Annotated in this window: 18 protein-coding genes and 1 pseudogene; 10 read left to right on the top strand and 9 right to left on the bottom strand. The window is 57.1% G+C overall.

The genetic code is table 11. The features are described 5' to 3' along the window. Window positions 1-176 precede the first annotated feature (176 nt). Window positions 177-1322 carry a hypothetical protein gene (locus tag BMX55_RS12180; RefSeq protein ID WP_177172893.1) on the top strand — a complete coding sequence of 382 codons (1146 nt, stop codon included), beginning with the start codon at window positions 177-179 and terminating at the stop codon, window positions 1320-1322. 23 nt (window positions 1323-1345) lie between these two features. Here the strand turns inward: BMX55_RS12180 and BMX55_RS12175 are convergent, their stop codons facing one another. From BMX55_RS12175 to BMX55_RS12160, 4 genes are read right to left on the bottom strand one after another with little or no spacing between them, the layout of a single operon-like run. Next, the gene (locus BMX55_RS12175) at window positions 1346-2005 is read right to left on the bottom strand and encodes a nitroreductase (protein ID WP_091458094.1); all 660 of its coding nucleotides are present in this window, start codon (window positions 2003-2005) and stop codon (window positions 1346-1348) included. A 36-nt stretch (window positions 2006-2041) separates the two neighbouring features. Then, complete coding sequence (cysE, locus tag BMX55_RS12170) at window positions 2042-2815, bottom strand: serine O-acetyltransferase (RefSeq protein ID WP_091458093.1); 774 nt, start codon at window positions 2813-2815, stop codon at window positions 2042-2044. A gap of 53 nt (window positions 2816-2868) precedes the next feature. Further along, window positions 2869-4830 carry a HAMP domain-containing sensor histidine kinase gene (locus tag BMX55_RS12165; protein WP_091458091.1) on the bottom strand — a complete coding sequence of 654 codons (1962 nt, stop codon included), beginning with the start codon at window positions 4828-4830 and terminating at the stop codon, window positions 2869-2871. Then, window positions 4830-5606: a phosphate/phosphite/phosphonate ABC transporter substrate-binding protein gene (locus BMX55_RS12160; protein WP_245751431.1), complete on the bottom strand. Its 777-nt coding sequence runs from the start codon at window positions 5604-5606 to the stop codon at window positions 4830-4832. The genes BMX55_RS12165 and BMX55_RS12160 overlap by 1 nt, the downstream gene beginning before the upstream one ends. A 484-nt stretch (window positions 5607-6090) precedes the next feature. On the opposite strand from BMX55_RS12160, the pseudogene BMX55_RS16945 reads away from it, so the two are divergent. Together BMX55_RS16945 and BMX55_RS12155 are read left to right on the top strand one after the other, a co-directional pair. Next, window positions 6091-6420 (top strand): annotated as a pseudogene (locus BMX55_RS16945) (PAS domain-containing protein); the annotation flags it as partial. A 15-nt stretch (window positions 6421-6435) separates the two neighbouring features. Further along, window positions 6436-8112: a methyl-accepting chemotaxis protein gene (locus BMX55_RS12155; RefSeq protein ID WP_245751429.1), complete on the top strand. Its 1677-nt coding sequence runs from the start codon at window positions 6436-6438 to the stop codon at window positions 8110-8112. Window positions 8113-8138: 26 nt separating this feature from the next. Here BMX55_RS12155 and BMX55_RS12150 read toward each other — a convergent pair whose 3' ends face one another. Next, the gene (locus BMX55_RS12150; protein ID WP_091458084.1) at window positions 8139-8942 is read right to left on the bottom strand and encodes an RNA methyltransferase; all 804 of its coding nucleotides are present in this window, start codon (window positions 8940-8942) and stop codon (window positions 8139-8141) included. Between the two features lie 152 nt (window positions 8943-9094). On the opposite strand from BMX55_RS12150, the gene BMX55_RS12145 reads away from it, so the two are divergent. Next, window positions 9095-10021, top strand: a complete 927-nt coding sequence (locus BMX55_RS12145) for an inositol monophosphatase family protein (RefSeq protein WP_091458082.1) — start codon at window positions 9095-9097, stop codon at window positions 10019-10021. A 12-nt stretch (window positions 10022-10033) separates the two neighbouring features. On the opposite strand, the gene BMX55_RS12140 is transcribed toward BMX55_RS12145, so the two are convergent. Both BMX55_RS12140 and BMX55_RS12135 read right to left on the bottom strand, forming a co-directional pair. Beyond that, window positions 10034-11467 (bottom strand): PAS domain-containing protein, encoded by a 1434-nt coding sequence (locus tag BMX55_RS12140; protein WP_091458080.1) that lies wholly within the window; start codon window positions 11465-11467, stop codon window positions 10034-10036. A gap of 16 nt (window positions 11468-11483) precedes the next feature. Then, entirely contained in the window at window positions 11484-13664 is a 2181-nt protein-coding gene (locus BMX55_RS12135) for a putative bifunctional diguanylate cyclase/phosphodiesterase (protein WP_245751427.1), read from the bottom strand. 249 nt (window positions 13665-13913) lie between these two features. Here BMX55_RS12135 and BMX55_RS12130 point away from each other — a divergent pair, with 249 nt between their 5' ends. Then, window positions 13914-14594 (top strand): SinI family restriction endonuclease, encoded by a 681-nt coding sequence (locus tag BMX55_RS12130; RefSeq protein ID WP_218144491.1) that lies wholly within the window; start codon window positions 13914-13916, stop codon window positions 14592-14594. Window positions 14595-14635: 41 nt separating this feature from the next. Here the strand turns inward: BMX55_RS12130 and BMX55_RS12125 are convergent, their stop codons facing one another. Then, window positions 14636-16114, bottom strand: coding sequence for a DNA cytosine methyltransferase (locus tag BMX55_RS12125; protein WP_091458077.1), 1479 nt, complete (start codon window positions 16112-16114; stop codon window positions 14636-14638). Window positions 16115-16263: 149 nt separating this feature from the next. On the opposite strand from BMX55_RS12125, the gene mutS reads away from it, so the two are divergent. Then, a complete protein-coding gene (gene mutS, locus BMX55_RS12120; protein ID WP_091458075.1) occupies window positions 16264-18897 on the top strand; it encodes a DNA mismatch repair protein MutS in 2634 nt (877 codons plus the stop codon). Between the two features lie 23 nt (window positions 18898-18920). Here the strand turns inward: mutS and BMX55_RS12115 are convergent, their stop codons facing one another. Next, window positions 18921-19865, bottom strand: coding sequence for a LysR family transcriptional regulator (locus BMX55_RS12115; RefSeq protein ID WP_091458073.1), 945 nt, complete (start codon window positions 19863-19865; stop codon window positions 18921-18923). Between the two features lie 164 nt (window positions 19866-20029). Between BMX55_RS12115 and benA the strand changes: the two genes are divergently transcribed. From benA to BMX55_RS12095, 4 genes are all read left to right on the top strand, one after another. After that, window positions 20030-21391: a benzoate 1,2-dioxygenase large subunit gene (gene benA, locus BMX55_RS12110; RefSeq protein ID WP_091458072.1), complete on the top strand. Its 1362-nt coding sequence runs from the start codon at window positions 20030-20032 to the stop codon at window positions 21389-21391. An 11-nt stretch (window positions 21392-21402) separates the two neighbouring features. Beyond that, the gene (benB, locus tag BMX55_RS12105; RefSeq protein WP_091458070.1) at window positions 21403-21891 is read left to right on the top strand and encodes a benzoate 1,2-dioxygenase small subunit; all 489 of its coding nucleotides are present in this window, start codon (window positions 21403-21405) and stop codon (window positions 21889-21891) included. 40 nt (window positions 21892-21931) lie between these two features. Beyond that, window positions 21932-22939, top strand: a complete 1008-nt coding sequence (gene benC, locus BMX55_RS12100) for a benzoate 1,2-dioxygenase electron transfer component BenC (RefSeq protein ID WP_091458068.1) — start codon at window positions 21932-21934, stop codon at window positions 22937-22939. A 63-nt stretch (window positions 22940-23002) separates the two neighbouring features. After that, window positions 23003-23788 carry a 1,6-dihydroxycyclohexa-2,4-diene-1-carboxylate dehydrogenase gene (locus BMX55_RS12095; protein WP_091458112.1) on the top strand — a complete coding sequence of 262 codons (786 nt, stop codon included), beginning with the start codon at window positions 23003-23005 and terminating at the stop codon, window positions 23786-23788. Window position 23789 lies beyond the last annotated feature (1 nt).

The raw sequence follows: 23789 nt of genomic DNA, 5'->3' as shown, positions 1-23789 counted from the left end.
ACACGACCGCGACGTGAATGCAGCACGCAACATTCTCGCGGCGGGGCATCGCCGTCTAGCAGTAGGAATCTCCGGGGTTTAGCCCGGAGAGGATGTCAACGAGTGTGTAACATGCTCTAAAAAAGCAGCTTCGCCCCTGAGGTGGCTTTGGTTTACTGTTTTGTTGGAGTGCATTTGTGATGCCATTTTCTGTCTCCTCCCTGCTGGCTAGGCTGTCTTTACTGATAGCCCCTCTTGCTATGGCCCACGCAGCAGAGCCACCTCCGGCCTATGCGGGTGTATGGTCTGGAACCATTGGTAAAAGTGCCGTGATGGTTTGCCTGTCTTCTAATACATCCCAGTATTACTACCGCAAAATGCGTAAGGGCCTGGTGCTCAATGGGGCTGATGCCACAGACCCCTTCAAAGCGTTGGAAGCAGGACTGCGCAGTGGACACCTGCATCTGCTAGAACAAAAATCGCCGGTGCCTGGGCAGCCAGATACCGTGACCGGGCGTTGGCAGATGCAACCGGGAGCCGTTGGCGAGCTGGTGGGCACTTGGAGCGATTCGGCGGGCCAAAAGACATGGCCTATCCGGCTGCAACGGCTCAACCCCTCAGGCCCACAGGCACAAGAGCAGTGGGCTGAAGACTGCCCGAGTGCCTATTTTCAGCCTTTAAAGGATGCTGTCCACTGGACGACCAAGCCTGCCGCTTTTGCAGGCAAGTCTTACCAGATGATGAGCACCCCGTTTGCCGACGCCCTGCAATTGCCTGCCGAGATGCCTGCTGCCCGCAAGATCAACCCGATGGCGCAGGCATGGCTGAAGGAGCAGGCGGTGGCGTTATATAGCTGCCGTATCAATGGTGGAACCGGCGAGGATTGGAGCGCCGCCTTGGCCCCCAAGGGTTGGAATGACAAGTTTCTGGTGCTAGAAGATTCACTGAGCGAAGTCTTTTGCGGTGGCGCGCATGGCAATGCTTCTCTGGGCATTTCCACCTTTGATTTAGACAACGGTGCCAAAGTCAACACTTGGGGCTGGATCAAGGGGGGGCAAAAAGCGGCAGAAGTGGCGGTGGACAAGGACTACCAGCCCACCCTATCGCGGTTGCGGGCGTTGTTAGAAAAGCACAATCCCCGCACCGATGGAGTGTGTGGTGAGGCTGCCCCACAGATGTCGATTTTTGATCCCTATCCTACGGCCAAGGGCTTGGTGTTCAATACCCACTTTTTTCATGCGTTGCGCGCCTGTAATGATGAGATTATCTTGTCTTGGAAACAAATGGCCCCATTCTTGACCCCTGCCGGACAGGCCGCCGCCCAGCAGGCGGTGCGGCCCTGAGCGCAAAGCAAATGCGTGGCCGCTCAAAAGCCGCGCATCGTGGCCCACTCTTCAAAGGGGGCGCGGCCTGACACCAGAGTATTGATGGGGGCCGTAGTGTCTTCGTAGCCTAGTGCTACACCGCAAGCGATGGTGTAGGGTTGGGGCAGCGCTAGCGGCTCGCGCAGGGTTTCGGTGTATTTGCGCCAAAAGCCTTGGGCACAGGTAGCCAGCCCGTTTGCCGTGGCTTGCAGCATCAGAGATTGCAGATAGAGGCCCACATCCATCCACTGCGGATCGCCCATGCGCTCGTCAATGCAGACAAAAATACCCACGGGAGCACCAAAAAACTGGGCATTTTTGGCCAGTTGTTGCAGGCGCGCTGCCTTGTCCTCGCGCGGGATGTCCAAGGTGCGGTACAGCGCTTCGCCATTGGCAAAACGGCGGCTGCGGTAGGGTTCCCACAGGTTGGCCGGGTAAGACATGCTGTGGGCATATTCTTGTGGATTGGATTCGCTGGCCGCTTGCAGGACTTGGGCCAAAGAATCGCCCGTCAGGGCAATAACGCGCCAAGGTTGCAGGTTACCCCCCGAAGCCGCGCAGGCGGCGCTTTCTAGTATTTCATGCACTAAGACAGCGCTGGGGGCTTGGGGCAGAAAAGCGCGCACCGAGCGGCGTTGTTGCAAGGCTTGGGATATATCCATCAGTCAGGTCTCCTGAGATAAAAATAGTGCGTCGGGTTACTTACCGACCAGCGCATTGAGTTTGTCGGCCTCAAAATGTTCTTGGCGTGCGGCGTCGGCAGGCACGCAATTGCCGCTTTGCGGCGCAGCGGCCAGTTTTTCTATGGCTTGCCACAGCAAGGCGATTTGGTGCTCTTGGGTGCTGGCACTGTCGATCAGGCCACGCATGGCTTGCGAGAGCGGGTCATCGCTTTGCGTGACGCCGTAGGCAGAAAACCCCATTTTAGAGGCAGCTTCCTCGCGGCGTACGTCGGCTTGGGCCTCAATGATGCGGGCCGGGTTACCTACTGCCGTAGCACCGGCTGGCACTGGCTTAGTCACTACGGCATTGCTGCCAATTTTGGCACCATCGCCCACCGTAAAGCCGCCCAACACCTTGGCACCAGCCCCTACCACCACATTAGCCCCCAAGGTGGGGTGGCGTTTGGTGCCTTTGTAGAGCGAAGTGCCCCCCAGCGTGACGCCGTGGTAAATCGTGCAGCCGGGGCCAATTTCGGCGGTCTCGCCAATCACCACGCCCATGCCGTGGTCGATAAAGACGCAGGGGGCGATGCGCGCACCGGGGTGAATCTCAATGCCGGTCAGCCAGCGGGCTGTGTGCGAAATAAAACGCCCCAGCCATTTGAGGCCATGTGTCCAGCACCAGTGTGCGCGTCGGTGCAGCACGAGCGCGTGCAGGCCGGGGTAGCAGGTCAGCACCTCCCAGCGGCTGCGCGCAGCCGGGTCGCGCTCAAGAATACACTGGATGTCAGAGCGTAAACGAGAAAACATGGGTAGGTGTCAGTGCAACAAAAGAGCGTGGCAGTTTAGGGGGTATCCAGATGTCATGGTGTCTCTGCGGCAGGAAGCCACAAAGTCACTGTGGTGCCAACCCCCACAGCACTGTGGATGTCCACGCTGCCGTGGTGCAGCTCGATGATCTCTTTGACCAAGCTCATGCCCAGCCCAGTGCCAGGAATATTGCCCGTGGTGTCGGCACGGTAAAAACGCTCAAATATCCGTGCGGTCTGTTCTGGTGTCATTCCCATGCCGTGGTCTTGTACACGAATGCCCACCCATGGCGCTTGCGTGGTCTCAGGCAGTGGGCGGTTTTGTTGAAATAGGCTAACAACGACTTGCCCACCGGCAGGCGAGTATTTGTGTGCATTGGAGACGATATTGCGCACCGCCTGCATCAGTTTTTTCTGGTCAGCGCGTACCCAGCAGATATTCTGGGGTAGGTTCAGTATGGGCGGTATTTGCCCGGCTGGCACACCAAAATCGGACACTACTTGATGTACAAGCTGACCCACATCAAGATGGTTAAAGAAAAAATCTTTACCGCGTCGCTCTTCAATACGCACCAAATCGAGTAGCTCATTGATGATGGCAATCATCAATTCGGACTGGCGGTGGATGATCCCCAGAATGTCTTGATGTTTGTCTTTGGTGAACTCTCTGCTCAACATCAGCTCGGTATAGCCAAAGATACTGACCATCGGCGTGCGCAGTTCGTGGGCTGCATGCGACAGAAATTCGCTCTTCATTCGGTCTATTTCAGTCTCATGCGTCACATCCCGAAAGTACAAAATCTGTGAAATGATGTTGGTTTTAGAGATGCGCAGGCCCACTTCCAGTACGTGCTTTTCTGGGTGGTTTAGCTCGATGAGCTGGCGTTCTGATGGAGCCGTAGAAAATGACTCAAGGCTTTGGGTGTTGGGTGCGTTCAGCCTAGTTTTTAAGAATGCTATGCCAGGAAAACGTGCTGAGTCTAGGCAAGTTTGTGCCAGACGGGCAGAAAATTCTGTTTCGTTCAGTCCCACAGTTTCGTCCAGCGCCATGCCGGTCATGCGTGAAAAGGCAGGACTGACATACTTGACGCAGCCTTGGGCATCAAAAGAGACAAAACCATCGGGGCTCAGGTCAAAAATAGCATTGAGTTGCTCAGTGCGGTCTTGGATACGTTCTAGGGCCAGTTCGAGTTCTTTTTGCGCCTTTAGGCGCATCCTGTTTTCGGTGGTTAGCTGCACATGGTTTTGGGCTAACTGGGCATTTTTCTCCTGCAAAGACTGGGCGATGCGTGCCCCCTCTTGGTTGGCACACGTCAATTGCTCGACACGTTCAGCGATGGCTTGCGACATCACGTTAAAGGCAGCCCCCAAGCGCCCGACATCGTCTTGGCCTTCTGGAACAGGCTCTAACGTTAATTGGCCCTGTGCCACCTTGAGACTGGCGGCGGTGAGCAATGACAGCTCGCGCGTGATGAGCAAGCCCAGCAGCGTTAGCAGTGCTGCCGACAACAGCAACTCACCCGAAGCGATCAAGATGCCCTGAAACAGCAAGTTTTTGCGTGCCACTTGAATGCGGCTCAGGTCGAGTCCAAACTGCAAGGTGCCCAGTGGTTGCCCCGCCAGTTTGACGGCAAGCGCCACGTCGTAGCGGGGGGGCGCATTGTCTAGGCGAAATTCTTTGTCCACCACTGGCAAAGGCTGGTCTACCGACCAGCCGCTGGTGGCAATCACAGTACCTGACACATCGGTCACGGCCAGATAGTCAATGCCCCGGATGGCATGGCTTTCATCAAGCACGGCTTGTACCGTGGCAATGTCGTACTGAACCAGCGGGGCGACTAAAGCCGCAGAAAGCACCGGCCCAATTTGTGCAGCCTGCTCACGGGCTTGCTCACCCATGGCGTCGTGTAACAGGCGCAGGCTGTTGCTCACCAGAATTGCCAGCATCAACACCTCGACCACCAATGCAGCCAGCAAGAGCTGCCCACGCACGGTACGCCACGGGGCGAAGGTCATTATTTTCCTTGTTTCAAGGTTGTGCGAACTTCATTGGCGTAGGGATCCATGGCTACCAGTTCACGCGGCTCTAGGGCACGGTAGCCCCCCAGTTTATATTTGGAAAAATACTGTTTGCCTTCTGCCGTTTCGGCAAAGGCCCACAGCGCCGCCAGCATGGCTTCTTGTTGTTTGGCATGGCGCTGGTTGAGTACATACACACGGCCCGCCATGGGTAGACTTTCTGCCAAAACCCGCAGTTGATCGCGTACTGACGCGGGCAGGCTCTGGAAGTTTGCCAGCGATACAAACCCTGCACTGCCCTCGCCCTTGAGTAACAGTTGGCCCACGCTGTCAGATGCGCTGACGTAGCGCATCGTGGTGTTGGGTACAGCGTTGCGGTGCAGCCAGTGTTGGCCCCACAGAGTCACCAGCGATGAGGCAGAAAGCCCGATTACTTTGCTGTGGGCCAAGTCTTGAGGAGTACGAAAACGACTATCGAATGCCACCAAAGCCACGGCCTTGAAATCTGCTTGGTAGGTCAGCAGTGGCAGGTAGCCTGCATCGGTTTGCATCAGCCGCGCCTGATGTCCGGTGGTGATGACCATGTCGTATTGCTGCGCTACACCGCGCCGAGCAAACTCTGTGAAATCTGGTGCAGTGACGATTTCTACTGGCCGTTGCAGGGTCTGCTCTAGCCGGTGACGCAAGGGTTGGTACATCTCAATGATGACGCGGGCGCTCGAGTGCGGTGCGACCCCAATGCGAAACGGTAGCTGCTCTGAAGGCGCAGCCATGCTCCATACGGGCCATAGCCAAATTACAGCAAGAAACCAGAGGATGCGGCGCGTCATGATGATCTTCAAATAAAAGAAAGGAAAGCGTACACCCCGGCCATGGCAAGGTTGGTGGGCATTACCTCAAACGAACCCGATCTTACTTTTTTTGTAGCACTGTAGAGTGATGGTCTAATCGACTAGAACCCTTCAGTCGTTGCAGAGCAGCCCACAACAGATCGCAAAATTTGTCACTTCTGCCGTCTTGTGCAAATTTAACTTGCGCATCAAACCGTGTCGGTTCGGTGCCAGAAGGCCAAGAAAGTCTTTCTGCGGTTCTGACGCTTGGGGGTGGAGCACCGTTTGGGGGAGTTGGTGCGGTTTCTTCAATCGGCAAAAAACGATAGGATGAGATCAGAGATATTGGTGGTACGGATATTGTAAATGGTAGCAGTTTTGTAACAAAATTGAAGTAGAATTCTGAAAAATCTCTTAAAAATTATCCATGCGTAATAATCAGCCCGTCAATAATCAAGAATATGTTTTACGTGAAAATCAATCGCCTATCTCACGTACCGATACCAACAGCATTATTACTTTTGTAAATTCTGACTTTATTGAGGTCAGCGGGTTTAGTGAAGAAGAGTTAATTGGTCAGCCGCACAATATGGTGCGCCACCCCGATATGCCCCCTGAGTCCTTTGCTGATATGTGGCACTACCTTAAACAGGGTCGTTCATGGACAGGAATGGTAAAGAATCGCCGCAAGGACGGGGGGTATTATTGGGTGTTGGCGAATGCATCGCCCATGTGGGAAAATGGCAAAGTGGTCGGCTATGCATCAGTGCGAATGAAGCCATTGCCAGAACAAGTAACTCAAGCCGAAGCTGCTTACGCCAAGTTGCGCAGTAATTCTGGCGGCGCTGGCATTCGCATTGAACGTGGGCGTATTGTGCGTACTGGTCTCTTAGGAAAATGGGATAAGTTGCTTAACCTGTCGATTGCTGCTCGTTTGCTGGCCTTGGTTATGTGCGCCTTGGCTATGATGATGTTGGTGGGTTTAGTAGGCCTCCGTGGAACACAAATTTCCAATGAGGAGGTGCACAATATGTACCGCGAAGCCGGGTTGGCAACAATTTATTTAGACAAGATTGGACGTTTGCAATACCGTAATCAAGTCAATATGGCCACTGCCTTGTTAGACCCTGTGCCTGCAAAGGTAGAAGCTCTGCTGCAAGAGTCGGAGGCAAACCGAAAAATCATTAGTCAAACTTGGAAAGATTACCTAGAGATTGGTCACGAGGAGAACGAGAAAGCTATTCAAAATGAATTTGAGGCGTTGCGTGCAAAATATCAAAAAGAGGCTACCAACCCAACAATGACAGCCTTGCGGGCAGGAGACTTTACACAAGCCCAACAGCTCTACATTCACAAGGTATTGCCTCAGTATGCCGAGGTCAGTCGTAACCTTGATAAGCAAATAGAGCAACAACAAATTAACTCTAAATTGGCGATGCAAGAGGCCGATGCCCAATACCATCAAGTCCTCGTGACCAGTTTGCTGACCTTGTTGTTCGGAATGGTGTTTACGGCACTCTTGGCGTGGCGTGTACGCCTCAAGACCGTCGATCCCATCAATGCGGCAGTGGCGGTTGCCAAACAAATTGCAGCCGGTGCGCTCAACAATAAGATTGAACTCAAAGGGGGTGATGAAGCAGGCCAATTGATGGCCGCTTTGTTTGCGATGCAGCGCAGCTTGGCATCGCTGGCCGGTGGTGTGCTAGGTGGTGCAGAGCGCATCCAACAAGAGGCCACTGAGATTTCGCAGGGTAATAATTCGTTGGCTTCACGTACCGAAGAGCAGGCGGTGGCGTTGCAAGAAGCTTCATCCAATATGGAGGAGGTGAGCATCACGGTACAGCACAATGCTGATCGGGCTCAATCTGCCAACACCTTGGCACGAGAGGCCGGTGGCATTGCCAACCAAGCTGGCGTGGCGATGGGTCAGGTAGTGGGCACGATGGATGCGATTGCGCGTAGCTCAAAAACCATTACCGACATCATCGGTGTGATTGACGGCATTGCGTTCCAGACCAACATTTTGGCCTTGAACGCTGCGGTAGAGGCTGCCCGCGCAGGCGAGCAAGGGCGTGGATTTGCGGTAGTAGCCAGTGAAGTGCGTAGCTTGGCCCACCGCAGCGCCAAAGCTGCCAAGGAAATCAAAACGTTGATTGAAGAGTCGGTCACGCAGGTTGAGGGTGGATTGACGCAAGTGGGCGGGGCGCGCCAAACCATCCATGCCACCATTGACTCGGTGGCGCGCATGGCCTCCATCATGGAAGAAATTGTCAACGCCTCTCACGAGCAAGGTGTCGCTGTGCAGCGGGTAGCGCAATTGGTGGTACAGATCGATCAAGCGACGCAGCAAAACGTCCCTCTCGCAGAGCAAGCGGCGGTGTCTTCCGAGCGTTTGGCCGATCAAGCTCTGTCACTAAAGCGCAATGCTTTAGTGTTTCGCTTGCCTTAAGACAGCATAAAGAGGCTCATGGCATCTCAGCGCTTGGCTTGTGCCGCTTCGATCATGGCCTTGGCAACACCACGCAAGATGTGGATTTCTTCAGTCTGCAACTGTGCGCGGTTAAAAAGTTGGTTGAGCCTGGGCATGAGTTTTTTGGGTGCTGCCGGATCGAGAAAATCTACCGCCACCAGTGCTTGCTCCCAATGTGCCAGCATCCCGGCTACTTGGGCGGCATCGGCACGGGTCGGCACTGTGGAAGTGGTGGGCGTTGTGGCTGGTGCGGCAAAACCGCCCAAGGCTTGTCGCCATTCGTAGGCAATGACCTGAATGGCAGCGGCCAGATTGAGCGAGCCAAACTGCGGATCGGTAGGAATCTGCAAGGCCACATCGCAACGATAAACATCTTCATTGGCCATGCCAAAGCGCTCGCAGCCAAACAAAAAGCCGACGCCGGTTTCAGTGCAGGCTGCTGGCATTGCTGTGGCTGCGGTATCGCACGTGTCGGCTGCGGTGTGGGCAGACAGGGCACCTTGCAACAGCAACTCAAAATGCTGGCGTGGGGCGCGCGTGGGGGGGCCAAAATCGCGTGGCGTCATGGCAGTGGCGCACAGGTGGCTCAGGCCGTCTAAGGCTTCATCCAGAGTCTCGACGATGCGGGCGTTTTTGAGCACGTCCAAGGCCCCGCTAGCGCGCTGGATGGTTTCTTCTCGGCGCAGTACGTTGGGCCAGCGCGGTGCCACCAGCACCAAGTCATCAAAGCCCATCGTTTTCAGGGCGCGGGCAGCGGCACCTACATTGCCAGCATGGCTGGTTTGGATCAGGATGAAGCGGGTTTTCATGGGTAGTGACAGGGCAGCGCTGCACAGAAGGCAGGCAGCAGGGCTAAAATCGGGGGCCTTATTGTCGCAGCGCGCATCGCCGGGCTGCGTCTTCTCTGTTCTTGGCCTGTGTGCTGTGGTTTTGCTTCCCAGCGCACCAACTCCTACAATTTATGTCGTCTAATCTGCACCCCATGCTCAACGTGGCCATTAAGGCTGCCCGCGCCGCCGGCGCTATCATCAACCGCGCGGCCTTGGACGTGGAGGCAGTGCGTATTTCGCAAAAGCAGATCAACGACTTTGTCACGGAAGTAGACCACGCCAGCGAACAGGCCATTATTGAAACCCTGCTCACCGCCTACCCCGGCCACGGCATTTTGGCCGAAGAATCGGGCAGCCAGTATGGTGCCAAAGATTCGGAGTTTGTTTGGATCATTGATCCGCTGGACGGCACCACCAACTTTATCCACGGTTTTCCGGTGTATGCCGTGAGCATTGCGCTGTCGGTGCGCGGCAAAATTGAGCAAGCGGTGGTGTATGACCCCTCGCGCAACGACCTGTTTACGGCCACCAAGGGCCGGGGTGCTTACCTGAACGAGCGCCGCATCCGCGTGAGCAAGCGCACCCAGCTCAAAGACAGCTTGGTTTCCACGGGTTTTCCGTTCCGCCCCGGAGACAACTTCCAAAACTACATGCGCATGATGGCCGATGTTATGCCACGCACTGCTGGGCTGCGCCGCCCCGGTGCTGCCGCCTTAGACTTGGCCTATATCGCTGCTGGTTATTGCGATGGCTTTTTTGAGACCGGTTTGAGCATTTGGGATGTGGCCGCAGGCTCGTTGCTGGTGACCGAAGCTGGTGGCCTGATTGGTAACTTTACTGGCGAGGCCGACTTCTTGGATCAAGGCGAATGCTTGGCGGGTAACCCGCGTATCTACGGCCAGTTGGTTAGTATTTTGGGCAAATACAGCAAGTTTGCCAGCGCGGGCGAAAAAGCCGGTTTGCGCCAAGCACAGGCTACGGATGCGCCAGAACAAGCCCCTGCAACCACTACGGAAGCTGCAGTTACCCCTAGCGCAACACCCGACGCGCCGTTTTAAGCTGATACGGTTTCATGGCTGCGCTGGCGCGTGCTGCACTGTGGCATCGGCCTGCGGCGTGGCAGTATGGATGCAACAATTTACATTTTGTTGCAAACCGACCAGCGCGATACATTGGCCCTGCGCATTGAGCACGGGGAAAATAGTGATCTCTTCTTGGTATGGGCTTCCATCGCGGCGGTGGTTGATAAACTGTCCCGTCCAGACGCGCCCTGCCACGACGGCGCTCCACATGTCATGGTAAGTTTGGGCTGGGGTGCAACCACTGGCTAGGATGGAGGGTTTGCGGCCCCGCACTTCGTGCAGTGCGTAGCCGCTATTGCGCTCAAACTGCGCGTTGACCCATTCGATCACGCCGCTGGCATCGGTGACTACCACGGTCAGCGGGCTGTGCTCTAGGGCGGTGCCTAACACCTGTACCCGCTCTAGCGTGGCCGCCATCTGGGCGCGGCTGCGCAGCAGGGCCAAAGCCAACAGCCCCAGCAGGGCCAGCAGTACCCCTGCGGCCAAGCCGTAGCCTACGTGGTTAGACAGCGGCATCAACGGGCTGATGTCATCGAGCATCACTAATTGCCATAGGCCATCAGGGTCTCGCCAGTCCATCGCGTGCTGTTGTACGGCATGGGGTCTGCCATCCACCATCACCTTGTGGGCTGTAGGAGAAAACGGCAAGGCCGAGGCCACGCCGTTGTCAAAATGGTGCCCAAACTGGCCCAAGGCGGCAATGGCATCAATGCGCTGTTGGGTCAGGGGCGGCGCTACAGCATAGACCCACTCAGGGCGCGTGGCGGCAAACACCACCCCTTGGGGCGAGAGCAGTAGCACGGGGCTACCAGCGCGGGCCAACAAGGCGTCCAGCGGCGCAAAGCCCAGTTGTACCACCAGCACCGCATGGGCTAGCGCTGGCTGGCTGCAATAGGCAGACAAAGGAGCCAGCACATACAACTGGCGCTCATGGGTGATAGAGCTGACAGCAGCTTGCACCCGTATCTCTGGGTTGTTGCTGGGCAGTAGGCGCTGGCGTAATGCTTGGCGGGCGGTAGATAAACGGGTGCGGGTGCCTTGGGCCTGTTGTAGTAGTACCTGCCCTTGGGCATTGAGCACGTACACGGCTTCGGCAGACAAAGCTTCACGCACCTTGGTGAGCGGGGCGCTCAGTGCCCCATTGTGCGCCGCGTTGGGCGCGGGCTGCACTTGCTCTAGCAGTGTGCAGATGGGCTGGCCCCAGTTTTTAAGCTGCTCGCGCAGTCCAGCTTGGGCCGCTTGACCATCAAGGGCTTGGGCCATAAGCGCCAGTAGTTGCGCTCGGATGTTGTGGCGCTCATGCAGGTGTTGCTCACGTCCCCAATACATGGCCACCAAGGCCCCCAACAGCGCCAGCAACAACACTACAGCTACGCCGCGCCAGCCATAGCGGGGGCGCAGTGGTATTTGGTGCTGGAGCATGGCGCTAGTGGATCAATCAGTGCTGGCTGTGGAGCAGGGCTTGCAGTGCCTGTGGCGAATCTGGGCGACCAAACAGGTAGCCTTGGAACTGCTCACAACCATGCAGGCGCAAAAATCCCATCTGCCCGGTGGTTTCTACACCTTCGGCTACGGCCACCAAGTCTAGGCTTTGCGCCAGTGCCAAGATGGTGCGCACGATGGCCGCATCGTTAGGGTCGGTGAGCACGTCGCGCACAAAACTTTGGTCGATTTTGACTTGGTCTAGTGGCAGACGTTTGAGGTAGCTTAGGCTGGAGTAGCCGGTGCCAAAATCGTCGAGCGCAAAGCTCACGCCCTGCTGCTGGAGCTGCTCCATGCGTGCAATGGTGTATTCCAGATCGCTCAGCAACATGCTCTCGGTTAGCTCGATTTTGAGCCGCTGGGGGTTGGCCCCTGTCTCAGCCAAAATTTCTAGTACCTCGGCCACAAAGCCATGCTGGCGAAACTGGCGCGCACTAACATTGACAGCCACACTCAGGTGGGCCGTTTGTACGTCATCTGCCCATGCCACCAGTTGCGTGCAGGCGGTGCGCAAAATATGGCGTCCTAGGGGCAAAATCAGCCCCGTCTGTTCGGCCAGCGGGATGAAGTCGGCGGGGCTAATCATGCCGCGCTCTGGGTGACGCCAGCGCGCCAGCGCCTCAACGCCCAACACCTGCCCACGGTGGTTGACCACCGGCTGGTACAGTGCAAACAACTCGCCACGCTCCAGCCCTAGGCGCAAATCTGTCTCTAGGCTCGAGCGTGCCAGCAGCGCTGTTTGCATAGAGGGATCAAACAGCCGCTGTGTGTTGCGCCCGGCTGCCTTGGCTTGGTACATAGCCAAATCGGCCCGCTTGAGCAATTCATCGACGCTGTGGCGCTCATCACCAAACAGCGTAATGCCAATGCTGGAGGTGCTGTAGTGCGGCGTAGCGCCCAGCGCGTAAGGGGTATTGAGGGCGCACAGCAGTTTTTCTGCTACGGTTTCGGCCTGCATGGTAGCTGTGCTTAGCTCGGACGAGAGGCCATCGAGTATGACGATAAACTCATCGCCGCCAAAGCGGGCCACAGTATCAGCATTGCGCACCACGGCTACCAAGCGCTGCGCTACTTGGGTGAGCAGCCGGTCGCCAATATCGTGGCCTTGGGTGTCGTTGAGGTCTTTGAAGTTGTCCAGATCAATAAACAGCAAGGCCCCACGCTTGCGCTTGCGCAGGCACATGGCAATCGCATCCTCTAGCCTGTTAAGCAGCAGACGACGGTTGGGCAGCCCGGTCAGAGGGTCGTAAAAGGCCAGCCGTTCGATTTCTTCTTCGGCGCGTTTGCGCTCAGTCATGTCCAGCGTGTAGCCGTGCAGCAACACGCAGCCGTTTGACTCTTTTTGCGGTACGGCACTGGTCATGTGCCAACGCACGTTACCATCGTCGTCGTGTACCCGGTATTCGCATTGCCAAGGCAACAAATCTTGGATGGAGCGCTCTAGCAGCAGGCGCATGCGCTGTAAATCGCTGGCGTCTATCTGTGTTGCAAGCTGGGCCAAATCATGCATAGCGACTTGCGGCGATACGCCCAGCAAATCTTGCACAGCATCGCTGATGTACGGAATGCTGGCCGAGCCATCTGGACGCACGCGGTATTGGTAGATAAAGCCCGGAATACTGCTGGCAATGCGTTGGATGAAGTTGAGTTGCTCGCTCAATTGCGCTGCGACTTGGTGCCCTTGGGTCACATCCAGCACCACGCCTAGCTCCATCGTGGCACCGTCTTGGGTTTGGTGCAAGCGCATACAGGTGCGTAAGCGGCGTACTTGACCATCGGGGCGACACCAACGGTATTCCACATCTTTGCCATCCATCTGGGCCAGCGCTTGCTCTAGTGCGGGCCGGTCTTCGGGTAGTACACCGCTGCATCCTTGGGCATTACTGACCCAAGCCTGCTCGGCAAAGCCTGCCAGACGGCACAACCCAGCCGACCAGTGCGCACCTCCGGCCCTGTCGCCGTGGACGCGCCACCAGTAACCGGCGTGAGTCAACTCCTCCATCGCCTGAAAAACCCGTGCCTGCTCTAGCAGCAGGTGTTGGGCTTCGTGCAACTGCTCTTGCGTTTGCGCCAGCGCTGCACGCAGGGCGGCAATTTCTGCCGCCGGGTCTTGCTCTGGCCTATCGTGGGACTGCAACGAAGGCCCATCACCCTGGGGAGTGGAGGGAAAAAAGGCTCTGGAGGTAAACGAATTCACGGCAGCGGTGCAGCAAGGGCTGAAGGGAAGACATAGTAAGGGGCAACGACAACACAAAAGTAACAGAAAACACAGCACACGCAAACAGGCCGCTGCTTACGCGATGGCGAAAATACGGTTCCTACCCAATCCAAACCACCCTGAGATCAGGCTACAGTCTTTCCCCTCGAAAAAAGAGGAATGAGAAAAATGGCATTTATCGCAAATGCGGAGGCGATAGCGCTATCCGCCATGGCCGCCATCAACCCGGCGTTAGCTGACAAGTACGCGAACCTTATCAAGCTGCTGGTGATGAATCCAGAGGCTGCATCCCTGATGCGTGGCAAGAACTCGCCTGCCGTAGGAACGGAAGCCTACATTCGTGCGCAAGCCACCAACTTTGCCTCAGCCAGAGCGCCACGCGCCCCGGAGCCACCGGCCACCATCCCGGACGAAATGGTCTCGGTGATCTTGGAGAACTATTTCAATGTTCCTAGAGCCAACCTCGAAAGAGCAAAACAAGAACACCTTTTATCCATGGGTGCCGAGAATCTGGTGGGTGAACTTTTAGAACGCTATTTGGCCAGCATCATGGAACCACGAGGCTGGATTTGGTGCTCAGGTTCAACCGTCAAGGCGGTCGATCTGATTAAGCCCCCGACGGCTCCCGGAGAGGCTTGGACGCTGCTGCAAGTTAAGAACCGCGACAACTCCGAAAACTCGTCCAGTGCGGCTATTCGCCACGGGACAAGTATTGAAAAATGGTTCCGAACGTTCTCGAAAAAAACAGGCTCGAACTGGGAGGCATTTCCCGATGCGGAAATTCGCCCGTTGGTGTCTGAGGTCGATTTCCGGCAATATGTCAAAGCGTATCTCGCAGCTTTAAAGTAGTCGTTCGCAGACGATCCCTTGGGTGCCTTCGGGACAAAGCGTCATGCGATTTCCTCCTCGAAGAATCGCATTTGTGAAGCTGCGGCCTCACTCTTGGCAGGCTTTTTGGTTGGCTTTGAGTCCCCCGGGTCAAGCCCGAGGGTCTTGCGCGTTTGAGCCTCCCAACTCACCTCATCCGTGCCTTTGTAGCGGGAGAATGAAAAGCCTGCGGGTGGCTGGATGTCTTGGCCCGCCATGTGCGCCAAAATGGCGCGACCCACCGCCTCGCCAAGGCCACCGGGGACAGCATTGCCCACTTGTCGGTATTGATCGGCCAGCTTGCCACCGAGTTGCCAGTCGTCTGGAAACATTTGCAGCCGCTTGTATTCTTGGATAGACAGTGGCCGGTTTTCAACGGGGTGGCAAATATCCGTCGCTGGCATCGTTGGCGAGGTCAGCAAAGTGCAGCAAGGCTTGTCCCAAGCCATGCGGCGCAGAAAGCCAGTCTTGCCGCCTCCAGAGTAGTAGCTGTTGCCGAGCGCTTGTTTTTGCAGTGCCTCGGGCAAATGCTTCCAATACTGGCCCGAACTGAGCAGCCGGTAGTAACGCAGCCGATCTTCCGGAAAATGGACATGGTCGCAACCAAGTGCCTCAACACCCTCCACGGCCTCGCGGAAGGTTTTCCACTTTGGCAACCCGAAGGAACCATCTGAGCTATGCGTGGGGTTCAAATGCGGGAGCTTGGCTCCGTCGCGGGAGCAGATCAAGATGACGCGCTCGCGAATTTGCGGAACGCCAAAATTAGCGGCGTTGTAGAGGTTGAAAGACACTCCATAGCCTGCGGCCCGAAGCGTCTCGATGATGTGCAGCAGCGCCCCGCCGGGCTTTTCCTCAAAGCCGGGAGCCCATGCTTCACCACGCTCCGCGTGGGGTCGATGGGCCAACGGGGCGGAAAGTAGGCCACGGACGTTCTCAATCACCGCGTACTTCGGCTGGAGTTCAAGGAGCAGGTCGATAAATTTCAAGAAGACATTGCCGCGCACGTCTTGGAAGCCCCGCCGCGCTCCGGCGGTTGAGAAGGCTTGGCATGGAGGCCCGCCGACGATGACGTCGATCTCGTCATCCTCAGAGAGGCCAGCAGCCTGTCGAATATCTTGCGCCGAATATTGCCAAATATCGCCAAGTAGCGCGAGATCTGGTCGATTGGTTTCGATGGTTCTTCGGCAATGTTTATCCACCTCACAGGCGAGCAAGACGTGGATTCCGGCTTTCTCCAAACCGAGATCCAGACCCATCGCACCGGAGAAGAAGGACAGCGCCTTCAACTGCGGCAGGGGGCCGGTGCGGCGCGCGGCATGATCCTTCGGTGCTGCACCACTGCTGCTGACGTAGGATGCCAAGGAACTGGGAGCAATGAACCATTGTTTTCCCATCTGACACCCTTCGACTTGGCCAGAGCGAAGCAAGGAGCGAACATATTGCTGTGAGACGTTCAGCCGTTCGGCAGCGTCTTTGACGGAGACTAAATCTGGAAAATCCATATTGGTATTGTTTTGTTTTCGATATCGAAACTAATTTTATACCCTAACTTTGACATCATCCTCTTGGCGTAGCTTGGTGGCGGCAAAATTGGGCTTTATGTAGCAAACAGCGTTGCTCAGAAATTTTTTATCTGCGGCATGGATCAGTCATGGACAACAACGAAAAACCCACCAAAGCCAAGACAGGCGAACACCACACCCCCATGATGCAACAGTACCTGAGCCTCAAGGCCGGGTACCCTGACACGCTCTTGTTCTACCGCATGGGCGATTTTTACGAGGTCTTTTATGCCGACGCTGAAAAAGCAGCACGGCTGTTAGACATCACCCTGACCCAGCGCGGCCAGTCGGCAGGCCAGCCGGTGATGATGGCCGGGGTGCCGTTCCATGCGCTAGAAAACTACTTAGCGCGCCTCATCAAGCTGGGTGAATCGGTGGCCATTTGCGAGCAGGTGGGGGATGTTGCCACCAGCAAAGGCCCGGTGGAGCGCAAAGTGGTGCGCGTAGTGACGCCCGGCACGCTCACCGATGCAGAATTGCTCTCAGACAAAACCGAGGCTCTGCTGTTGGCTATCCACCAAGGGCCACGCGCCCGCTATGGCTTGGCGTGGATGAGCGTGACGCAAGGCATTGTGCAACTGGCTGAATGCAGCCCCGACGAGCTGGCGGCATGGCTGGCCCGCATTGCCCCCAGCGAAGTGATTTACAGCGCGGGCAGCAGTGAGCGCTTTGAGCAGCAATTGCTGTTGCTGCGCCAGAGCAGTGCTTTTCAGTGCCCGATCAGCCCCCGGCCCGACTGGCAGTTTGACCCAGCTTTGGGCGCACGCCAATTGTTGGCACAACTGGGGGCGGCCAGCCTGCACGCTTGGGGGGCGCAAGACTTGGCCCAAGCCCATGCCGCCGCCGGTGCCTTGCTGCAATATGCCGAACACACCCAAGGCCGGGCGCTCAGCCATGTCCACCAAATACAGGTGCAGCGCACCGGCGATGTGATTGATCTGCCCGCCAGCACGCGGCGCAATCTGGAGCTGGTCAAAACCCTGCGCGGCGAAGACGCACCCACGCTGCTGTCTTTGCTCGATACCTGCATGACCGGCATGGGCAGCCGTTTGCTCAAAAACTGGCTGCTAGAGCCGCAGCGTGAGCGCACACAGGCCCGCGCCCGGTTGGCTGCCACCACAGCATTGCACGGCAACGGTAATCTTTGGCAAACCCTGCGCAGCGCCCTGAAAGGTGTGAGTGATGTCGAGCGCATCAGCGCCCGTATCGCCCTGCGCCAAGTGCGCCCACGCGAACTGGTGGCGCTGTGCAAAACCCTGCAAAAGCAGGAGCTGCTCACCTTGTTAGCACCTGAGGCCGATCCGTATCTGGCCCAAATTGCCGTTGATTTGCAAGTGCCACCGGCCTGCACTGCCCTGTTACAGACGGCCATTGCCGAAGAACCAGCCGCTTTGGTGCGCGATGGCGGTGTCATTGCCAATGGCTTTGATACCGATTTGGATGAGCTGCGCGCCATCCAGAGCAATTGCGATGCCTTTTTGCTCGATCTAGAAAGCCGCGAACGCGCCCGCACCGGCATTGCCAATCTGCGCGTGCAGTTCAACAAAGTGCATGGTTTTTATATCGAAGTCACGCAGGGCCAAAGCAGCAAAGTGCCTGACGACTACCGTCGCCGCCAAACGCTCAAAAACGCCGAGCGCTTTATCACCCCCGAACTGAAAACGTTTGAAGACAAAGCCCTATCGGCGCAAGAGCGGGCATTGGCACGCGAAAAATGGCTGTATGAGCAGGTGCTAGACCAGTTGCAGGTGTATGTGCCAGCCCTGACGCGCATGGCACGCGCTTTGGCGGCGCTGGATGTGCTGTGCTGCTTGGCCGAGCGCGCACTCACGCTCAACTGGTGTGTGCCCCAGTTCACTGCCGAGCCTTGCATTGAGATTGAGGCAGGCCGCCACCCAGTGGTTGAAGCACGGTTGGCGCAAACGTCTAGCGGTGCTTTTATCGCCAACCACACGCGGCTGAACCCGAACACGCGGCTGCACATCATCACTGGCCCGAACATGGGCGGCAAGTCGACCTATATGCGCCAAGTGGCGTTGATTGTGCTGCTGGCAAGCATGGGCAGCCATGTACCAGCCAGCGCCTGCCGCTTGGGGCCGATAGATGCTATCCACACTCGCATTGGTGCTGCCGATGATTTGGCCAATGCCCAATCCACCTTTATGTTGGAGATGGTGGAGGCCGCGCAAATTTTGCATGCCGCTACACCGCACAGCTTGGTGCTGATGGACGAAATTGGCCGGGGCACCAGCACCTTTGACGGCTTGGCGCTGGCCAGTGGCATTGCCAGCCACCTGCACGACAAAACCAAAGCCTTTACCCTGTTTGCCACCCACTACTTTGAACTGACCGAGCTGCCCGCGCAGGCGCGCCATGCGGTCAATTGGCATGTCAGTGCTGCTGAGTCCGGCCACGACATTGTGTTTTTGCACGAGTTGCAAAGCGGCCCGGCCAGCCGCAGCTATGGTATTCAGGTGGCTAAGTTGGCGGGCATTCCGGCTGCCGTGTTGCACCATGCCCGCCACACCCTCGCCACCTTGGAGGAGCGTGCCAGCCAGCACCAAGCCCAAGTGGATTTGTTTGCTGCGCCCCCGGCAGCAGAGCCGCCCCAGACCAGCCCAGTAGAAGCGGCACTGGAGCGGATTGATCCTGATGCCCTCAGCCCCCGCGAGGCTTTGGAAGCCTTGTACCAACTCAAACGGCTGGCCACGCCAGTGCCGTAATACCGGCCCAAGCCGGGGGCTGGTTATGCGCCCGTGCTGGGGGCTGGCGCTGGCAGTGGGGCTGCCACCTTGCCCGGATAGACGCCTTCGAGGTAAACCTCATCAATCAAGGTGCGCAGCAGCAGCAAGTCGGGCGAGCGGTCGTGCAGCCGCGTGCTCATGATGATGGGCGAGACCGCACTGGCTTCGGTTAGGGGGCGATAGACCACATCTTCGCGGCGCAATTTTTGTACCCCCGCAGGCACCACGCACAGCCCCATGCCAGAGGCCACCAGCCCTAAGGCAGTTTGCATCTCATTGACTTCATGCACTGCGCCCGGCTCAATGCCCAAATCGTGGCAAATGGACAGCACCTGATCGGCATAGCTGGGCCGGGGCTGGCGTGGGTAAATCAGCAACGGATAGGGCTTGATGGCCGTCAAACTGAGCGGGCTGCTGTCGCTGGCCAGCGGGTGCTCGCAGGGCATGGCCAGCACCAGAGGCTCTTGGCGCAACACCTCGCGTTTGACGTTGGGGTTATCGAGGCGAATGCGCCCAAAACCAACATCAATGCGCCCGGCATTGAGGTCTTCAATCTGCTGCACCGAGGTGCGCTCTAGCAACACCAGTTCGGTGTGCGGCTGGGTGGCGCGGAACATGCGCACGATGTGCGGCAACGCCCCATACATGGTAGAGGCAGCAAAGCCCAATACCAAGCGCTTGTCGGTCTGGGCAATGCGCCGTGTCATGGCAATGGTTTCGTGAAACTGCTCTAGCAGCCGCACGGCACGGGCATAAAAAAAACGCCCGGCCTCGGTCAGGTGCAGGGGGCGGGCCTCGCGGTCAATCAGGGGCTGGCCCACCTCCTCTTCTAGCTGCTGAATCTGGCGGCTCAGTGGCGGTTGTGAAATGTGCAAGCGCTCGGCGGCACGGGTAAAGCTGCGCTCTTCAGCTACAGCCACAAAGTATTTGAGGTGTCTTAAGTCCATGTCTATACCTTTTGGGTATCAAGTCGGTTGAAAACAGTCTTTGCGCTGTTTATAACTTTATTCATAAGATATTCATTGTGCGCATTAACTTTGATTGTTAAAGCGAAGTGATGGCAAATTCAGGGTAAACCCTGACAACATCGAAAAAACCACAAGGAGACATTATGAGTATTCCTGCGCCCAGCATCAGCGTACAAGCACGACTCGATCAGATGCTGGTAGAAGATAAAAGCCAGCACATTTATAAAATCAACCGTGCTGCCTTTACCGACCCGGAACTGTTCGAGTTGGAAATGCAGCATATCTTTGAGGGCAACTGGATCTATTTGGCCCACGAGAGCCAGATTCCTAACCCCAACGATTACTACACCACCTATATTGGCCGCCAGCCAATCATCATCACCCGCAATAAGCAGGGCGAGTTGAATGCAGTTGTCAATGCTTGTTCGCATCGGGGTGCCACACTGGCCCGGCACAAAAAAGGCAACAAGGCTAACTTTACCTGCACCTTTCACGGCTGGACGTTCAATAATAGTGGCAAGCTGCTCAAAGTGAAAGATGCCACTGATGCGGGTTATCCAGAGCATTTCAATAAAGAAGGCAGCCATGACCTGAAGAAAATAGCCAGATTTGAAAGCTACCGGGGGTTTCTGTTTGGCAGCCTGAATGAAGATGTCAAACCCTTGACCGAATTTTTGGGCGAATCCACCAAAATCATCGACATGATTGTTGACCAGTCTGTCGATGGCTTGGAAGTGTTGCGCGGCTCCTCCACCTATACCTTCAATGGCAATTGGAAGGTGCAGGCTGAAAATGGTGCTGACGGCTACCACGTGACCGCCGTGCATTGGAACTACGCTGCCACCACCAACCACCGCAAGCAAGCCGTGGTCGATGACCAAATCAAGGCGATGGATGCGGGCAACTGGGCCAGAAATGGTGGCGGTTTCTATTCTTTTGACCACGGCCACATGCTGCTGTGGACGCGCTGGGCCAATCCGCAAGACCGCCCCGCCTACCAATACCGCGATGATCTGATTGAGCGCTGCGGCCAGGCCCGTGCCGATTGGATGATTAGCAACTCGCGCAACCTGTGCCTGTACCCCAACGTGTATCTGATGGACCAGTTCAGCTCGCAAATTCGCGTGCTGCGCCCCATTTCGGTGGACAAGACCGAAGTCACTATTTATTGCATTGCGCCCAAGGGCGAATCAGCAGAAGCGCGTGCGCACCGCATTCGCCAGTACGAAGACTTCTTTAACGCCTCGGGCATGGCGACGCCCGACGATTTGGACGAGTTCCGTGCCTGCCAAGAAGGCTTTGCTGGTGCCGCCCTGCCTTGGAACGATATGTCCCGTGGTGCTACGCATTGGGTGCAAGGGGCCGACGAGGCCGCCAAGGCCATCGACCTGCGCCCTAACTTGAGCGGTGTCAAAACCGAAGACGAAGGTTTGTACACCGAGCAACACCGTTACTGGTTTGAGACCATGCAGCGCGCCGTGGCTGCCAACAACACCGACAAATAAGAGGCACCACCATGACCTTGACAATGGAACAAGTCCACGCTTTCTTGTACCGTGAAGCGCGCACTCTGGATGACCAGCAATGGGACGACTGGCTGGCCTGCTACAGCCCCGACGCCGAGTTTTGGATGCCCTCGTGGGACGATGACGGTGCCCTGACCCGCGACCCGCAAACCGAAATCTCGCTGATCTACTACCCCAACCGTACGGGCTTGGAAGACCGCATCTTCCGCATCCGCACCGAGCGCTCTTCGGCCAGTGTGCCGCTGCCACGCACGCTGCACCAAACCAGCAACGTCGAAATCCTCTCGCAAGAGGGCAGCCAACTCAAGGTGCGCTTTAACTGGCACACCCTGAGCTTTCGCAACCACACCACCGACAGCTACTTTGGCACCTCCGAGTACACATTGGATGTGTCGGGCGCGCAGCCGGTGATCGTGCGCAAGTACGTCGTACTGAAAAACGACTACATCAGCCACGTCATTGACGTCTATCACATTTGAGCCTTGGGCCGGGGCTAGGCCCCCGGTCACATCCAATACCATGAGCCACCACATTGCGTTTCAATTTGAAGACGGTGTTACCCGCTTCATCGACGCTTCGCCCACTGAAACCGTGGCCGATGCCGCCTACCGCCAAGGGGTTAATATTCCTTTGGATTGCCGTGATGGTGCCTGTGGCACCTGTAAGTGCTTTGCCGAGTCGGGCCAATACACCCAAGGCGAGTACATCGACGAGGCCCTGACGCAAGAAGAAGCCGCTCAAGGCTATGTTCTCACTTGCCAAATGCGCGCCAGCAGCGATTGCGTGGTGCGCGTGCCCGCCTCGTCGGCTGCCTGCCGCACGCAGCCCGCCCACTACGATGCCCGCATCCGCGAGGTGCGTGCGCTCTCGCCCAGCACCATTGCCTTGAGCATTGAAGGCGATAGCTTAAAGAAGCTAGGCTTTTTGCCCGGCCAGTATGTCAATTTGCAAGTGCCCGGCACTGAGCAAGCGCGCGCCTACTCTTTCAGTTCGCTGGTGCAGGATGGTGCAGTATCGTTTTTGATCCGCAATGTGCCCGGCGGTTTGATGAGCAGCTACCTCAGCGGCAGCGCACAGCCCGGCGATGCCATCGGCCTGACCGGGCCGCTGGGCAGTTTTTATCTGCGCGACATTCAGCGCCCCTTGTTGCTGCTGGCTGGTGGCACGGGGTTGGCACCGTTTACCGCCATGCTAGAAAAAATTGCCGAGCAGGGCAGCCCCCATCCTTTGCACCTGATTTACGGCGTTACCCACGATGCCGATTTGGTGGAAGTGGACAAGCTGCAAGCCTTTGCGGCGCGCATCCCCAACTTTAGCTTTGCCACCTGCGTCGCCAGTGCCGAGAGCGCGCACCCGCACAAAGGTTATGTCACGCAGTACATCACCCCAGAGCAACTGCACGACGGCAATGTGGACGTCTATCTGTGCGGCCCGCCGCCGATGGTCGATGCCGTGAACCAGTTTATGCGCGAGCAGGGCGTGAAACCGGCCAACTTCTATTACGAAAAATTCTCCGCCAGCGTTTGACGCGCCTGCGCATTTGTTCTTCTTGAGGCCCGCTGTACGGGCCTTTTTGTGATGGTGTTTACGATGAAACCACGTTTTCAGGACAAAGTAGCAGTGGTCACGGGCGCAGCCCAAGGCATAGGCCGAGGCGTCGCCCTGCGCTTGGCCGATGAGGGGGCCAAGCTGGTGCTGGTAGATCGCTCTGAGCTGGTCTATGAGCTGCGCGACGAACTCGCTAGCAGCCACCCACAAACCCCGGTGCTGGTACTCACCGCCGATATGGAACAGGCCACCGATTGCCAGCGCACCATGCAGGCGGCGGTAGCGCATTTTGGCCGCATAGATGTGCTCATCAACAACGTGGGCGGCACCATTTGGGCCAAACCGTTTGAGCACTACCAAGTCGATGAGATTGAGGCCGAGGTGCGCCGCTCATTGTTTCCTACTTTGTGGTGCTGCCATGCCGCGCTGCCGCAAATGCTGGCACAGGGCAGTGGTTCTATTGTCAATGTGTCGTCGATTGCTACCCGTGCCATTAACCGCGTGCCCTATGGCGCGGCCAAGGGCGGCGTCAATGCCTTGACCGCTTGTTTGGCCTTTGAAACCGCCCAGCGCGGTGTGCGCGTCAATGCCATTGCCACCGGCGGCACCGAGGCCCCACCCCGGCGCATTCCACGCAATGCTGCCGAGCAAACCGAGCAAGAAAAGGTTTGGTACCAGCAAATCATCGACCAAACCGTGCAATCGAGCCTGATGAAGCGCTACGGAACCATTGATGAGCAGGTGGGCGCGATTGTGTTTTTGGCCTCGGACGAGGCTTCTTACATCACCGGCGTGACGCTGCCGGTGGGCGGCGGCGACTTGGGCTAAG

Origin of the sequence: Giesbergeria anulus, from assembly GCF_900111115.1 — a bacterium.
GTDB classification, from domain to species: domain Bacteria; phylum Pseudomonadota; class Gammaproteobacteria; order Burkholderiales; family Burkholderiaceae_C; genus Simplicispira; species Simplicispira anulus.
Note: the sequence above shows the minus strand (reverse complement) of the source record. Positions and strands in the feature narration are given on the sequence as shown.

Coding starts and splice junctions, on each gene's coding strand:
- BMX55_RS12160 (WP_245751431.1), bottom strand. CDS start 5,606: ATGGCTGCGCCTTCAGAGCAGCTACCGTTTCGCATTGGGGTCGCACCG.
- mutS (WP_091458075.1), top strand. CDS start 16,264: ATGGACAACAACGAAAAACCCACCAAAGCCAAGACAGGCGAACACCAC.
- benA (WP_091458072.1), top strand. CDS start 20,030: ATGAGTATTCCTGCGCCCAGCATCAGCGTACAAGCACGACTCGATCAG.
- cysE (WP_091458093.1), bottom strand. CDS start 2,815: ATGTTTTCTCGTTTACGCTCTGACATCCAGTGTATTCTTGAGCGCGAC.
- BMX55_RS12140 (WP_091458080.1), bottom strand. CDS start 11,467: ATGCTCCAGCACCAAATACCACTGCGCCCCCGCTATGGCTGGCGCGGC.
- BMX55_RS12165 (WP_091458091.1), bottom strand. CDS start 4,830: ATGACCTTCGCCCCGTGGCGTACCGTGCGTGGGCAGCTCTTGCTGGCT.
- BMX55_RS12130 (WP_218144491.1), top strand. CDS start 13,914: ATGGCATTTATCGCAAATGCGGAGGCGATAGCGCTATCCGCCATGGCC.
- BMX55_RS12125 (WP_091458077.1), bottom strand. CDS start 16,114: ATGGATTTTCCAGATTTAGTCTCCGTCAAAGACGCTGCCGAACGGCTG.
- benB (WP_091458070.1), top strand. CDS start 21,403: ATGACCTTGACAATGGAACAAGTCCACGCTTTCTTGTACCGTGAAGCG.
- BMX55_RS12155 (WP_245751429.1), top strand. CDS start 6,436: ATGAAGCCATTGCCAGAACAAGTAACTCAAGCCGAAGCTGCTTACGCC.
- BMX55_RS12150 (WP_091458084.1), bottom strand. CDS start 8,942: ATGAAAACCCGCTTCATCCTGATCCAAACCAGCCATGCTGGCAATGTA.
- benC (WP_091458068.1), top strand. CDS start 21,932: ATGAGCCACCACATTGCGTTTCAATTTGAAGACGGTGTTACCCGCTTC.
- BMX55_RS12175 (WP_091458094.1), bottom strand. CDS start 2,005: ATGGATATATCCCAAGCCTTGCAACAACGCCGCTCGGTGCGCGCTTTT.
- BMX55_RS12145 (WP_091458082.1), top strand. CDS start 9,095: ATGTCGTCTAATCTGCACCCCATGCTCAACGTGGCCATTAAGGCTGCC.
- BMX55_RS12115 (WP_091458073.1), bottom strand. CDS start 19,865: ATGGACTTAAGACACCTCAAATACTTTGTGGCTGTAGCTGAAGAGCGC.
- BMX55_RS12095 (WP_091458112.1), top strand. CDS start 23,003: ATGAAACCACGTTTTCAGGACAAAGTAGCAGTGGTCACGGGCGCAGCC.